This window comes from Bacillus sp. Y3 (genome assembly GCF_008123875.1).
GTDB classification, from domain to species: Bacteria; Bacillota; Bacilli; order Bacillales; family Bacillaceae; genus Bacillus; species Bacillus altitudinis.
In genome coordinates, this window is record NZ_VSSC01000001.1 from 717,631 (window position 1) to 732,712 (window position 15,082).

13 protein-coding genes are annotated in these 15,082 nt (G+C 43.0%); 1 reads left to right on the forward strand and 12 read right to left on the reverse strand.

Going from position 1 to position 15,082, the window contains the following annotated elements:
- Positions 1-37 precede the first annotated feature (37 nt).
- From FXF70_RS03685 to sigY, 8 genes are all read right to left on the reverse strand, one after another.
- Positions 38-1,981, reverse strand: a complete 1,944-nt coding sequence (locus tag FXF70_RS03685) for a BglG family transcription antiterminator (RefSeq protein ID WP_148779840.1) — start codon at positions 1,979-1,981, stop codon at positions 38-40.
- 242 nt (positions 1,982-2,223) lie between these two features.
- Positions 2,224-2,838, reverse strand: coding sequence for a class F sortase (locus tag FXF70_RS03690; protein WP_017368312.1), 615 nt, complete (start codon positions 2,836-2,838; stop codon positions 2,224-2,226).
- 68 nt (positions 2,839-2,906) lie between these two features.
- Entirely contained in the window at positions 2,907-4,289 is a 1,383-nt protein-coding gene (locus FXF70_RS03695) for a hypothetical protein (RefSeq protein WP_035702513.1), read from the reverse strand.
- A gap of 111 nt (positions 4,290-4,400) precedes the next feature.
- Complete coding sequence (locus tag FXF70_RS19160; RefSeq protein ID WP_008345567.1) at positions 4,401-4,514, reverse strand: hypothetical protein; 114 nt, start codon at positions 4,512-4,514, stop codon at positions 4,401-4,403.
- 83 nt (positions 4,515-4,597) lie between these two features.
- Positions 4,598-5,968: an NADP-specific glutamate dehydrogenase gene (gene gdhA / locus FXF70_RS03700; RefSeq protein WP_148779841.1), complete on the reverse strand. Its 1,371-nt coding sequence runs from the start codon at positions 5,966-5,968 to the stop codon at positions 4,598-4,600.
- Between the two features lie 308 nt (positions 5,969-6,276).
- Complete coding sequence (locus tag FXF70_RS03705) at positions 6,277-6,489, reverse strand: hypothetical protein (RefSeq protein ID WP_017368315.1); 213 nt, start codon at positions 6,487-6,489, stop codon at positions 6,277-6,279.
- Positions 6,486-6,797, reverse strand: a complete 312-nt coding sequence (locus FXF70_RS03710; RefSeq protein ID WP_035702515.1) for a YxlC family protein — start codon at positions 6,795-6,797, stop codon at positions 6,486-6,488. The genes FXF70_RS03705 and FXF70_RS03710 overlap by 4 nt, the downstream gene beginning before the upstream one ends.
- Positions 6,797-7,327: an RNA polymerase sigma factor SigY gene (sigY, locus tag FXF70_RS03715; protein ID WP_007497895.1), complete on the reverse strand. Its 531-nt coding sequence runs from the start codon at positions 7,325-7,327 to the stop codon at positions 6,797-6,799. Before sigY ends, FXF70_RS03710 begins: the two co-directional genes overlap by 1 nt.
- Positions 7,328-7,816: 489 nt before the next feature.
- Between sigY and FXF70_RS03720 the strand changes: the two genes are divergently transcribed.
- Positions 7,817-8,848 carry a pectate lyase family protein gene (locus FXF70_RS03720; RefSeq protein ID WP_017358687.1) on the forward strand — a complete coding sequence of 344 codons (1,032 nt, stop codon included), beginning with the start codon at positions 7,817-7,819 and terminating at the stop codon, positions 8,846-8,848.
- Between the two features lie 57 nt (positions 8,849-8,905).
- Here the strand turns inward: FXF70_RS03720 and cydC are convergent, their stop codons facing one another.
- Genes cydC through FXF70_RS03740 form a run of 4 tightly spaced genes read right to left on the reverse strand, consistent with a single transcriptional unit; the run spans position 8,906 to position 14,786 of the window.
- Positions 8,906-10,642: a thiol reductant ABC exporter subunit CydC gene (gene cydC / locus FXF70_RS03725; RefSeq protein ID WP_148779842.1), complete on the reverse strand. Its 1,737-nt coding sequence runs from the start codon at positions 10,640-10,642 to the stop codon at positions 8,906-8,908.
- Positions 10,632-12,368, reverse strand: a complete 1,737-nt coding sequence (cydD, locus tag FXF70_RS03730) for a thiol reductant ABC exporter subunit CydD (protein ID WP_048001165.1) — start codon at positions 12,366-12,368, stop codon at positions 10,632-10,634. Before cydD ends, cydC begins: the two co-directional genes overlap by 11 nt.
- Entirely contained in the window at positions 12,368-13,384 is a 1,017-nt protein-coding gene (gene cydB, locus FXF70_RS03735; RefSeq protein ID WP_017368319.1) for a cytochrome d ubiquinol oxidase subunit II, read from the reverse strand. Before cydB ends, cydD begins: the two co-directional genes overlap by 1 nt.
- On the reverse strand, positions 13,371-14,786 hold the full coding sequence (locus FXF70_RS03740) for a cytochrome ubiquinol oxidase subunit I (protein ID WP_017368320.1): 1,416 nt from the start codon (positions 14,784-14,786) through the stop codon (positions 13,371-13,373). Before FXF70_RS03740 ends, cydB begins: the two co-directional genes overlap by 14 nt.
- Positions 14,787-15,082 lie beyond the last annotated feature (296 nt).

Consider the following 15,082-nt stretch of genomic DNA (forward strand, 5'->3'; position numbering starts at 1 on the left):
TTTCCTTTAGGAAGCGGAAAAAGTTAATATCACACCATTAGTTCTTGTACGAAGGCGCTTTTTTATCCATGACATCCAGCATGTCTTCAAAGGTGTCACAGGTGATGAGGTGCTGAATAAATTTCACATGATGGACAAGCTCTCCAAGTAGACGGTACATGCCTTTTAAGTCTTTGGCGTTCTCTTTTTCGACACAAAGCAAGCACACAAATTGAACTTTTTTCTCTCCCCAAATAATCGGTTTTTCTAATGTACAGATCGCCCAAAACGTCTCTTCTGTCAGCGGGGTCATCGGATGCGGAATCGCTGTATAATGCCCAAATGAAGTCGGTGCAGACTCTTCTCTTTCCATCACAGATTGTGTAAGTTCTGCTGGCGCTAAGCCCATGTCAATGACCTTTTGCGTGAGAAAGTGTATGACCTCTTCCTTTGTTTGAAAGGCGCGTTTTGTAAAGACCAATTCCTTTTTCATATATTGCGTGGCTAATGTCACTCTTGTTTCACTTGTCAAAGCTTCTTCTATTTTTAAAAAATCACTGCCTCCTAAAATCGTGTTCACTTGAATGACCGGAATCGGTAAATCCATATGAATGGGAATGGTTGTAATAATTAAATCCAATGCATGTAAAGAGACATGCGGAAGCGAATAAAGCTCTGCTGTGCCTAAAATGGTCAGCTTTGACCCAAATTGTGACCGCAAACGATCTTGAAGTAGCCTTGCACTCCCTGCACCAGACGCACAGACAATCAGGCATCGCTTCGGTGGTATCTCCATTTTCCTGCGCTCTAAGGCCGCACCAAAATGAAGTGCCATATAGCCGATCTCATTTTCATGAATGGACAAACCTGTCTCTTCTTCAATGACCCTGCTCGCCACAATCCCTGCTTCAAAGGCAATTGGATAGCCCGCTTTGATCTCATCAAGCATTGGATTTCTTAAATTCATTCCATACTTACACCGATTGATCGCTGGCTTTAAGTGCAAACTGAGGCCAATCAGCAATTCCGCATCTCCCGCTAAATCCAGCTGCAATTTTTGATCAATGGCTTTCAGCATCAGCTGAACAAGACGGCTCGTGTCATCATCCACAATTTGTTTTTGACCGCCCGTTGAAAAAGACTGTACCATTTTGGCTGTTCCTAGCAAATGAATGGTGATATAAACGATTTCCTCTTGTGGGAATGAGACATCCAGCAACCCTTCAAGACGCTCAACCATTTTTTTGGCTACCTTGTATTCTTTTGCCCTTGGGATTTCGTTGATTTCTTCAGGCAGCACAGATACATAGTTTCCGTGTCTAATCCGTTTACAGGCAATAGCAATATGAACAATTAAATTATTCATGCAAATGTCTGATAGATTCATTTTTTCCTCGTTGATATAATCAATCATGGTTCTCTGAATCAATTCCAGCTCCTGTTTTGGCAAAATCGTAACCGCCGTGTTCAGCATTGTTTGATAGGAACGCCGTTCATTGAATAAATATTCTGACATGCAATAACGGATTTTCATCTCAGATCCTTTGATCCGGCAGCCTTTATTCGGCTTTGCTTCCAGCTTCAGATCAAAGGGTTCGAGCTTACGTTTGACCCATTTCATGTCATTACTCATCGTCGATTTACTAATAAACAGCTGCTCCTGTAAGTCTTCCAGCTTCACATATGATTCCGCTAGAAGCAGCTTTTTCAAAATAAATCGAACTCGCTCTTCTGGAAGAACAGCAAGCGGTTCTTCCTGTTCGACTTCTTCCTTCATAAAACGGCGAAAGGCATTCTCATCGTTGATCAACAGCTCATAGCCAGCGCCCCTAACAGCTGATACAGCTGCTTGATAAGGGGCTAGACGCTCATTCAGTTCCTTGATGTCTGTTCGGATGGTGCGGCTTGTCACTTGTAAACTGACAGAAAGCGCAGCGCTCGTGAGAGGAGTCTCAGCTGCCATCAGCTGACTTAAAATGTGCGCCAGTCTTTTACTCAGCATTAGGTCGGCCTCCTTCATTTAGGGTGGAGAATCTGCCTTGTTTGGACAGGTTGTATACTCTTACAGTTCTCTTCATTACTCATATTCTACTGAAAAGAAATAAAAATTGCCAACTCATTTATATGACAAACGCCCCTATTTATACATCCAACCATATCTAATGACCTATGAATCTTCTTCTAAGATGCTGTTGTGGAAATCATGAAAAAAAGGCGTTACACCTCCGTGTATCCGCCTTTTTCTTATGAGGAAATCAGTTGTGTAAAGACAACCAATCTTTTTTCATGTGTACCGGCTGCATGATCAAAAGTTCCCGTACATGTGATGAAATTGAGATTCCGTGTAAAGGCGTACCCGAAAAAAGCATTTGGTTTCTCTTCGCGCGGATAGCTTTTCACCTTGAGAACCTCAAAGGTTCGCTTTTCCCCTGACGAGGATGTCACAATGACTTTGTCTCCCTTTTTTAGCTCCTTTAGTCGATAAAAAACAGCTGGACCCCATTTATTATCAACATGACCATTTATGACAGCATTCCCTTTATCACCAGGCTTCGGACCATCTTCAAACCAAGCCGTGTGATCTGTATTTTGCGGAACACCCATACTGCCATCCTTTGATAAAGTCGTTTTCTCCACTTTTGCTTGGACATCAATCGCTGGAATGGAGATGTCAGCGGGGACAATACCCGATGGCTCATCTTTTAACGTGTCGTGTGAATGAGATGGATTCTTGGCTTGTTTTGCTGTCATTGGCTCAGGAGATGATGCAGTTTCAGAGGATGACTTTTCATCTATTGATTGGGATGCGCAGCCCGTGATGATGAGAAGCGTAAGAATACTAAACAGCCACCTTTTCACGCAAGTCGACCTCCTTTTGAAGAAAGGAACGGCACGATTGTGCACGTTCCCTCTTGTCTTGATATTGTTTAATTTGATGGTTTACGGCGAATGAGGAAGAACGCGCCCACTGCACCTCCGGCTAAGATGAGACTTGCCATCATCCCAGCAAATGCTTCATATGACATACCTAATGGACCGGCTGTGCCTCCCATACCTGTTTTCGGCATCTCATTTGGCATGTTGGATTTGAATAATTCAGGATGCTGATCGACAATAGCTGATGCGACATCTTGACCAACCATGAACATATGGCCGTATGCTTCTCTGACAGTCGGGTACAGCTGATCATATTCGCCATTGTGATAAGACGTGTACGTTTTGATGAGCTCATCAATATGGGTTTTCAACCCGGCTTCTAAGTCAGCCGCCTTCAAGCGGCCATCTGTCGCTTGATCTAAAAATTTTGCTTGTTTCATACGGTAAGCATCTAAATCTTTAACAGCCTTCTCTTTTGCTTGCTCGTCTCCTGATGCATCCGCTTTAACATAATCAACTAAATATCCGATATGACTTGACCAGATCGTTTTAAATTGTTTTCCTGCATCTTTTCCATAAACAGAAGCGATCGCATCTGATAGATCATTCGTGTTTTCATTTAACGCTGCTGCCGCTTGGTCAAAGTCCTTGCTGCCATCATTCCCTTTTTGCATAGCCACTACCGCGAGTGCCAAATGCTCTGAGAACAAGTAGTTTAAATCCTCACGAAGATCTGCGGCTGGAGTATCGACTGATTTTTGATCAAATTTCCCAGGAAATTGATCTGTAATCGCCCATGATACACCTTTACCTACTTCAAACATATGATGAATGGATTTTCTGACCGTTTCATAGGTTGTATCAAAATCCTTTTCTGTGTAACTATCAAAAGCTTTTAGCAGTTCATTGACGTGCATTTTTAAACCTTCTTCAAGTTCACTTGCTTTCAATCTTCCACCTGTTGCTTTATCAAGCATATCAGCTTGTTTCATGCGGTATTGATCAAGCTCTTTGACCGCTTTCTTTTTACCTGCTTCATCTTTTTTCGCTGTTGCTTGTACATAATCAACGAAGTAGCCGATATGGCTTGACCAAATCTCTTTAAATTGTTTCCCTGCTTTTTTTCCATACACAGAGGCGATCGCATCTGATAGATCATTCGTGTTTTCATTTAACGCTGCTGCTGCTTGATCAAAATCTTTACTGCCGTCAATTCCCTTTTGCATCGTGATCACTGCTAAATAAGCATGTTCTGAGAAGAGCTGATCAAGCGCTGCGCGAAGATCCGTTGCTTTATTTGACACCTCTTGTGATGATGACGACTTTTTTGCATCCCCATGCATATGTCCTTCGTGTGCACTTGCCATTTGAGCAGTTGGTAATAATAATGCTGCACTAAGCGGGATCGTTAAAAATGCTTTTTTCATTTTCATCTGTTTTGCCTCCTCTTTCCGTTTGTTATGTACTTAACGGAGAGAGAAGTGAAATGGATCATTCCCACAGCATATTTTTTTGTTTCATTCATTTCATAAAAAAAAGCCGGATTACCCGGCTGATACGTTACGACTTTTGGATGCTTTTCGTTCTTTGTATATTTTCCTCACCACTGGATAAATCACTGGTGCCCATTTGACAATTTGTTTCAGCCACTTTTTCATTTTCTCCCGCGCCTCCTTATTGTCATTCTTACAAGACGATTCCCGATCTTGTGATGAAATAAACAGGTGCGGGAGAGCAGGAGTTAAATGACGCCTTGTGCGATCATGGCATCTGCCACTTTGCGAAATCCTGCAATATTTGCGCCTACCATTAAGTTTCCAGCGTATCCGTATTCTTCAGCTGTCTCAGTACACTGACGATAAATCGACTGCATCATTTGTTTCAACTGACCATCTACTTCTTCAAAAGACCAAGACATTCTCGCACTGTTTTGCGCCATTTCTAACGCCGAAACACCCACTCCGCCAGCATTTGCCGCTTTTGCTGGTGCAAACAAAATATCATGTTGTTCAAATACTTTGACGGCCCCAAGTGTGGACGGCATATTGGCCCCTTCTCCTACAGCGATGACACCGTTTGCCACTAGCTGCTGTGCTTGCGACTCTGAAATTTCATTTTGGGTCGCACATGGCAGCGCAATGTCACAAGGAAGAGACCAAATTTGTTCGCAATCTTCAATCAATTCAGCATGCGGGTGAATGTCTATGTAGGCAGCAATTCGCTGGTTGTCGACTTCCTTCAGCTGCTTCACTGTCTCAAGTGAAATGCCTTGAGGGTCGTAAATGGCTCCGCTTGAATCACTACAAGCCACAACCTTTCCGCCTAATTCCAATACTTTTTCCATCGCATAAATCGATACATTCCCTGAGCCAGACACAACAACAGATCGCCCTTCAAATTGCATTCCGTGGGCTTTTAACATTTCTTCCATAAAGTACACCAGTCCATAGCCTGTCGCTTCTTTTCTCGCTAAGCTGCCTCCAAAACCAGGACTTTTTCCTGTCAGGACACCTGCTTCATACGCACCACGCATTTTTTTGTACTGTCCGAACATATAGCCAATTTCGCGTGCACCTACCCCAATATCTCCTGCCGGTACATCTTGATCAGGTCCAATATAACGACTGAGTTCACTCATAAAACTTTGAACAAAACGCATGATTTCTCCATCAGATTTCCCTTTAGGGTCAAAATCTGATCCACCTTTCCCTCCGCCGATCGGCAAACCTGTCAGTGCGTTTTTAAAGATTTGTTCAAATCCTAAAAACTTGATGATGCTTGCATTGACCGATGGGTGAAACCGAATGCCCCCCTTATAAGGACCGATGGCACTATTAAATTGAACCCTGAATCCTCTGTTCACCTGTACTTTGCCTTCATCGTCTACCCACGGTACACGAAACATCACAAGCCGCTCAGGCTCAATTAAGCGTTCTAAGATCCCCTGTTTTTCATACTCTGGGTGTTTTGCAAAAACCGGGACGAGGGATTCCAGAATTTCTTTTACGGCTTGTTGGAATTCCGCCTCGCCTGGATTCCGTTTTTCTACATCCTCTAGCACACGGTGGATGTAGCTTTGTGCTGTTTGTGCTGCTCGATCTAAGGTCAACATGTCTCATCTGCCTCCTTGTCAATATCTCACTCTTTGGTTGTTAGATTTTCTAACGCATATTGAGATTAATTTAACACCATTTGTAAAAACTGATCAATATTGATAACAGATGAAAACGATGCCGAAATGAGATAGATCAAGCAGAATCACCTTCCGTCATGAAAATGACCCGCTCAAAGAATGACTATCGTGCTAGAAATGACGAACTGGACGTTCAACATCCCGCTTTCTTTGACACATTCATGAAACTTTCACTTTTTCTAGATGATGATCATTCAAAAAAAAGGTCAAAAGTTTTACAATGTCTTTCAATCTTTTCTGAGCTTTTCTCCTCTTTTCCGATCAGGTAAGACAACACACAGCCAATATAAAATAGAAGAAGATGGGAAGTTGATTAACCCAATGATGCCCCAGAACCATTTATAACGCCCTCTTTTCTTGGCATCCATAAATAAGAGAAATCCTTGTGCAAACAGTAACGGCAATACGCACAATAAGATGATCATATCTGTCTGACTCATAAGGAAGACCCTCCTTTAATCTGTTGATATTCCTTGATGCCGACAACCACACAGAGTGGCACGCTCACCACTTGGAGAAGAATGAAGATGATGGGCAAATGAGTAATGGCAGCTGCAAAAAGTGTCATGATGGTCAGACTGACGAGGATGTACGCCAGCACTTCTTGTTTAAAACGTTTTTTCTCTTTTTCCTTTGCCTGCTTTAGCATCAACATCAAAGCTTGTTCACTCGGCTTTTCTACTTCAATTTGTTCATCGAGCTCCTGCAGCTCCTCTTTTAAACGATCGGCGAAACGATCTTCTTTCATCAGTCCCACTCCTTTCGAATTTTCTTGATCCCATGATGAACCCTCGATTTCACCGTACCTTCTCTCACCCCGAGCATCGAAGCGATTTCAGGGTAAGTAAAGCCATAATAATAATGGAGAAGGATCGGTGCTCTCTCCTGAGCCTTTAACTCATTTAAAGCATCCCACATGTCATGCCAAGTATGGCCTTTTTGCTGAACATCCCATTTGAACCGGCGGATGGCTTCTTGATTCGCCTTTCCTTCTCTCGTTTGTTCACGTTTTCTTTTCTTTTGATGATCTAAAAATTGTCTAGATGCAATGGACATGAGCCATGTTGAAAATAATGAATCTCCTCTAAAAGAAGAAAGTTTCATGTACGCTTTGAGCATCGTTTCTTGCATGATCTCCTCTGTCAGCTCTTGTTGAAGGGTCAATTTCATCAAATAACGGTAAAGAAACGAATAATGATGCCGATAAAGGGCGGTAAATGCGGCATCATCCCCCTGTTTTGCCCGCTTGATCCATAAAGTCTCCTCGGTCTGCTCCAAACACGTCCCTCCTTCCTTTCTATCTCTTATTGATTAGACGACACCGGTGATCGCATCGTTTAAAATAGACCTTCTTTTTTTAAATTGGAGCCTTGTCTACCTGTTGTTTAGCGCACGGATCTATTTGATATCCAATTTTTTCTTATGTAATGATTATGACAGGTCTTTGTCTCTAACAAAATGACGCTTTCGTAATCATCTTGATTTTCCTTAAAAAGAAGAACGTCCTTTTCATAATCACTAGGTTACCCCAATACCTATCGTCAATGATCCTTGTCTCATTTAGATAAATTGAAATAATCATTGCCTTAGTTTCCTTGAAAATCGTGGAATACTTCGTTCCAATTCTTAGCCGATGATACCTTTTTGCGTGCTATGCTCTTCCTACATTCCGAAAGAGGCGATGCTGGCGAAGGAAGGAGGAGCGGTTGAATCGCAGCTTATTTTGGAAACGTTTACATTAAAACAAAATAGAGAATGGAGATGTTCATGTTGAAGAAAAAAGTTCCAATGTTAGCTGGTGTGTTAGCGGTTGGTCTCGTGACGTCATTATTTGCACCAAATGGGGAGGCAAAAGCAGCAACGAAATATCCAGAAAGCCCTTCGATTATGGCCAATTTTAATCAGCAAGGATTCTCCACATTAAATGGCGGTACAACAGGCGGTGAAGGCGGTAAAACGGTGACGGTGAAAACCGGAAATGAACTATTAGCTGCCCTCAAAAGCAAAGGAACAAATGAAAAATTGAAAATCGTGGTAGACGGAACGATTACTCCTTCTAATACTTCAGCCAATAAAATTGATGTGAAAGATACAAACAATGTCTCCATCGTCGGTAAAGGGACAAACGGCGAATTTAACGGGATTGGTATTAAAGTATGGCGCGCTAATAACGTCATCATCCGCAACCTCAAAATCCATCACAGCAAAATCGGTGATAAAGATGCCATCGGAATCGAAGGTGCCTCTAAAAACGTATGGGTCGACCATAATGAACTCTACAACACTTTAAACTCTGATAAAGATGACTATGATGGGTTATTCGATGTGAAAAATGACTCTGATTACATTACGTTCTCATGGAACTATGTCCATGACAGCTGGAAAACGATGCTGATGGGCAGCTCCGATAACGATAACTACAACAGAAAAATCACGTTCCACAACAACCGTTTTGAAAACTTGAACTCTCGTGTACCGTCTATGCGCTTCGGGGAAGGCCATGTGTATAACAACTATTACAAAAACATCCTAACAACAGCGATTAATTCACGTATGGGCGCGAAAATGAGAATTGAACACAACGTATTTGAAAACACGAAAAATGCCATCGGCAGCTGGGACAGCCGTCAAGTCGGTACTTGGCATGTCATCAACAACTCTTATATTAACAGCACAGGTAGCCTGCCAACGTCTTCAACAGGTACGTACAACCCTCCTTATAACTACTCTTTGCTTAACGTGAACAATGTGAAATCAGAAGTTGTATCAAATGCGGGTGTAGGAAAAGTAAATCCTTAATCTCAAAAAAACGTTCGGGCAGAAATCTTCTGTCCGAACGTTCTTGTCATCCATTTTTTACACGACCGAAAATGGACGGTCCATTTCATACAGCTTTTGATAACGCAGATTTTCTTTCAGCAAATCATGATGCTGCCCCTGCATCTCAATGCGTCCACCTTCAATAAACATCATACGATCGCATGCCTCACAGCCAGTGAGATGATGGGTGATCCAAATGACTGTTTTTCCTTTTAACACACGGAAGATTGTTTCAAGCAGTTCACGCTCTGTGCGTGGATCAAGCCCAACGGTTGGTTCATCTAATACAACAATCGGTGTGTTTTGCAGCAAAATCCGAGCTAGAGCCATACGCTGCCTTTCTCCACCAGAGAAACGAACCCCTGTCTCTTGTACACCTGTGTGATAACCTTCTGGCAAAGACTCAATGTAATCGTGCAGCTGCACTTGCCGCGCGGCTTCTTTTACTTGCTCTTCTGTCGCTTCTGGAGAGCCTAAGCGAATATTGTTTAAAACAGACGTATCGAATAAATAGGGCTGTTGATTGAGCACAGACACATAAGAGGATAACTCCTCTTGAATGCTTTGTACCGGTTTCCCCTGAATGCTGACGCCCCCTTGATTTGGCACGACTGCCCCTTCTAGCAATTTTAAAATGGTCGATTTGCCTGCACCGCTCTTTCCTAAGAGAGCGAGCGATTCACCTTGCTTCAGGGAAAACGAAAAATGCTTTAGTACATGTTGATCTACTTCATATCCGAAGGTGACTTGATCAAAACAGACCGCTTCAACGCCATCAGAGACGGGTGTCTCGTCTGCTGCCTTCCTCTCCACTAATCCTTCATACGACTGCTCTTCATAATGATTTAATCTGCTGACGGCATGCTGATAAACAGGAATATCACCTGCTGCATCTGACAGCGGAAGAAAAGCTTCTGTTAATGGAAACAGCACAAGCACAAAGGCTGCGATGAGCGTGTGCGGCATAGAACCAGCCTGAACGACTGAGCCGCTCCAATACACGACAAAGACGACTGCTCCTCCAATGACTAGCTGTGCTAAAAATTGGCGCAGACGGATAAACCGATGCTTTGCCGCTTCGAGTGCTAATAGCTTTGCTTCTTTTCGTTCATAGCCTTCAACAAAATCGTTCTGTCTGCCGCTAAACAACCAGTCACTCACGCCCATGACGGCATCTGTTAAATGGCTGTACAGTTCATTTCTGCCTTTCTTCATTTGAATTTGTCTCGCCCGGTTCACAAGCACTGTGATGTATGGGAATACAAATACGAGCAGCGCCATATAAAGCAGCATCAATCCGGCAAAAGGCCATGAAAAAAGCCCAAGTGCTCCAATCGAAGCGGCATATAAAAGCAGCGCACCGATGGATGGAAAAATTGTTTTTAAATACGCATCCTGTAATCTCTCCACATCTTCTGATAACAGCCCAAGCATTTCACCTGTTCCAAGCTTCGTCTGTTTGGCACTTCGTTCAGCCATATCATAAAGACGTACCCGCATTTTTTCAATCATCGTCAAAATGAGTTGATGACTCGCCAGTCTTTCTGCATAACGAGCAGCTGAGCGTGAAATACCAAAGGTACGTACTGCCACGATTGGGACATAGACCATCAAGATATTCTCAGGTCTTGTGGCAGCTTTTGAAATGAGGAACCCTGACGTATACATGAGCATAGAAGCAGAAAACACCGCAATCGCCCCTAAAAAAAGCACCAAGGCAAACAGCTTTTGATTCTCCTTGATATAAGGTATAAACCAGCCTTTACTGACCATGTGTGACCGCCCCCATTTGTTCCTGTACCAATTGATAGTACACACCTTTTCTTTCCATTAATGATTCATGAGTCCCCATCTCTGCAATCGTCCCATGATCCATCACAATGATTTCATCCATATCCGTCATCCAATGAAGTCTGTGTGTGGCTAAAAACACAAGTTTATTTTCAAACAATGGAAGCATTGTTTTCTTTAATTCATACTCTGTCTCAATATCCAGATGAGCCGTTGGTTCATCTAACAGCATAATGGATCGCTGGCCGAGCACTGTGCGAGCGAGTGCAATCCGCTGCGCTTGTCCACCGCTCAGTCCTCTGCCCTGTTCGCCAATGACCTCATCCAGTCCATTGGGGAGATCCGCTACGAGCTGAGACAAACCTGCCTCTTGCACCGCTCTTTCGACGTCTTCATCGGTTGCATTCGGTTCATAAAAACGAATGTTTTCTCTCAGTGTCATGTGAAATAAATAAGGATGCTGCGGCATATAAACGACTTCTTTTTGCCATGCCGCCAGCTGTAAATGAGCAAGCGGCTTTCCGTTTAGGATGATTTCACCTGCAGACGGTTCAACAAAACCACCGAGAACATCCGTTAACGTCGATTTCCCCGAACCACTGGCACCGATGATCCCAATCTTTTTCTTTCCTTTCACAGTGAGGTCCACATCCTGAATCGAATATGGTGCATGCTCATCATGCAAGACACTGACATCTTGCAGTGTGAGCTCAGATTGCTCATTCCACTCGTTCAGCTGCACGGATTGTGTCTCCTGCTCTCGGAAGCCCTTTTCCTCTAAAATCACTTGAATCGCCTCATTCGCTTCTTTTCCGTTTAACGTCGCATGATAATCATTACCTACTTCACGTACTGGCAAGAAATATTCTGGCGCGAGCATCAGTGCGGTCAAAGCCGGCAATAACAAAAGATCTCCTTCAATTAAGCGCAAGCCGAGAAATACAGCGACAGTCGCAATGGACAGCATAGAAAAGAAATCGAGAGCAAAAGAAGAAAGAAAGGCGACTTTCAGTGTGCTCATCGTCGCCTTTCGATAACGCTTTGAGACCTCTCCAATATTACGAGAATGCTTTTTGCTAATCCCTAAGTAGCGAAGCGTTTCAAGGCCACGGAGAGAATCAGTAAAATGATTAGATAATTTCTCATACGATCTCCATTGTTTGGCCGCTTTACGCTGAGCGACAAGTCCTAGCAAAATCATAAAAACAATTAAAATCGGCAGCGTGACAATGAGAATGACAGCAGATGTTTCATCTAATGTCCAAACATAGACAAGCACCATCACCGGAATAACTGCCATGTTCACCATTTTCGGCAAAAACAGCTGTAAATACTGACGATATTGGGCAATGCCCTCCATCGCCAATGTCACAAGCTTTCCTGTTCCTTTTTTCTTCGTGAAAGCTGGACCTAAACGGAACAGCTGGTCCAACAGCTGCTTTCTGACGTCTGCTCCAATTCGGGAAGAATAGGTGAACATGACCTTCTCCCGCATCAAGGTGAGACCGTGCCGCACCAGAAAGGCAGCAAGAAACAGCAAGACATAAGGCGTTGCCTGCATGAGGCTCTTCCCGTCAAACAGCGTTGTTATGGCATGTGCCAGCCACTGTGCTTGAAAAATAATACTTGCTCCTTGGATGATTGACACAATACCTAAGAGGGCAAGAAGCCCCCTCATTCCTTTTAGTTGAAGCAAACGTTTATCCATTAGTAGGTCATTGGCTCCTTACCGCTTACACGTTTACGGAAGACATAGTAGCTCCAGATTTGATACCCAAGCACAAAAGGCAGCAAAGAAATGGCAACAATCGTCATGACCGTCAGTGAATAAGATCCTGATGCAGCATTTTGAATGGTGAGGTCGAATGCATGGTTGATCGAACTAATCATGACACGCGGGAATAATGCTGTGAAAAGCATGGTCACCGTCACCATAATACCTGCACCTGTGAATAAAAATGTCCATCCATCACGCTCTTTTCTCATAAAGAATAGAGCCGCTACATAACAAACCACAATGAGTACAGTTAAAGGGATCGTAATGATCGGACGCACGGTATAAATGTCTGTTTCAAGAATAGACACACCGACAAACACAACAAGAACCGGCAGTGCAATCAATAAAACACGCTGGCCGAGCTTTCTTGCACGATTTCTTAAATCACCCTCAGTGCGGAGTGTGACGAAAATCAATCCATGCAGAAGGCAAAGAACCGTCACGGCTACCCCGCCGATCACTGAATAAAGATTCACAAAGTCTGTAAATCCAGCGTACATATTCATGCTTTGATCAATGGGCATTCCTCGTAAAATACTTGTGAATAGCACGCCTAGTAAAAATGGCGGAAGCAGGCTGCCAAAGAAGATCACCCAGTCCCACGTTTTGATCCATGAAGCCTTCTCGACCTTCCCTCTAAATTCAAAGGCGACCCCCCGCCCAATGAGCGCTAGTAGGAGAACCGTAAACGGAATATAGTATCCGCTGAACATCGTAGCGTACCAGTGAGGAAAAGCGGCAAAAATAGCGCCGCCAGCTGTAATCAGCCAGACCTCATTTGCATCCCAGAAAGGGCCAATCGTATTGATTAAAATGCGGCGCTCATGTGCATCTTTTCCAAGAAGCTGCATGGACATCCCGACACCAAAATCAAATCCTTCTAAGAAGAAAAATCCAACAAACAATACTGCGACAAGAATAAACCAAATCTCGTTAAGATATGCCATGATATGCGCCTCCATCAAATGGATCTGTAGACAGGTCCGTTTCATCCTTTTGATCTGTATTCTCTTCAGAATGTGCACCTTTTTTAATTTCTCGAATGAATAAGTAGGCAAGCACGATGGCAAGAATCAGATAAATGGTCGTAAAGCTAATGACTGAGAATAGCAACATGCCGTAAGATACGTTTGGTGAAATGGATTGTGCGGTTGTCATCATACCAAAGACTGTCCACGGCTGACGCCCAATTTCCGTCATGATCCAGCCAGCTGAGTTTGCAATAAACGGGAACGCAATCATCCATACCATGAAGCGTAAATACCATTTGTTTGATTCTAGTTTTTTTCTAAAGCTCAAATACAAACCAATCATACTAGCAAAAATCATCAACATGCCGGCACCCACCATGATTCTAAAGCTCCAGAAGGTTGTTTTGACTGGAGGAATGTAATCTCCAGGACCAAACTTGGCTTCATATTCTTTTTGAAGGGTTAGCATGCCTGGCACATCTCCACTAAACTTCGAATAAGCCAAGTAGCTTAAAGCAAACGGAATATTGATCTCCGCAGAGTTTTCTTTTTTATCTGTGTCAATGTTAGCAAATAGTGTCCAAGCCGCTGGATCTCCACTATCCTTCCAAAGGGCTTCACTTGCTGCCATCTTCATCGGCTGTGATTCCATTAAGTGCTTCGCTTGATCATGTCCAGAGAACGCCACACCTAAGCCAGAAATGAAAGCAAGCACCATGGCAATCTGGAAAGATTTTTTGAAAAAGGCGACTTCTTGTTTTTTGATCATTTTATAGGCACTGACACCCGCGATAAAGAAAGCACCGGTTGCCAATGCACCAAACAGAACGTGCGGGAACTCTACCCAAAGTTGCGGATTTGTCACGAGCGCCCCAAAGTCATTCATTTCTGCACGGCCATTTTTAATCACAAATCCAACTGGCTCCTGCATAAATGAGTTGGCGAGTAAAATCCAAAACGCCGAAAAGATCGTACCAAGAGAAACAAGCCAAATACATAACAAATGAATTTTTTTCGGTAGACGGTCCCAGCCGAATATCCAAAGACCAATAAAGGTCGATTCAAGGAAAAAGGCCAATAACGCTTCAATGGCAAGCGGTGCACCAAAGACATCACCGACAAACCTTGAATAATCAGACCAGTTCATCCCAAACTGGAATTCTTGCAGAATCCCTGTCACCACACCTACTGCAAAGTTAATTAAGAAAAGGTGACCCCAAAATTTCGCCATCTTTTTATAAATCTCTTTTTTCTTGACGACATAAAGGGTTTGCATCAATGCAACGATAAATACCAAACCTATAGACATAGGAACAAAAATAAAATGAAATAATGTCGTTGAGGCAAATTGAAATCTTGCTAAAAACAGCTCACTCACAGCCTTACATCCTCCCTTATTTCGCATGCCGAATGATTCGAGATATTTATGCTCACCATTTCACAAAAAGTTCACTATTTGTTCAATGATTCACAAGTGGAAGTCCATTTGATATAGTTCACTCGGTGAAATTTCACTCTTGATTTTCATTCGGTTAGTTATTTATACCTGTACTTTACACCCATGCGCTTCAAAAATAAAGTAAATTTTACCTAAAATTTGGATAGGATTGTGTCAGTTGTTTGAATACTTTGTCAAAAATATGTGACGGAAAGAGACAATCACAAAAAAATAGC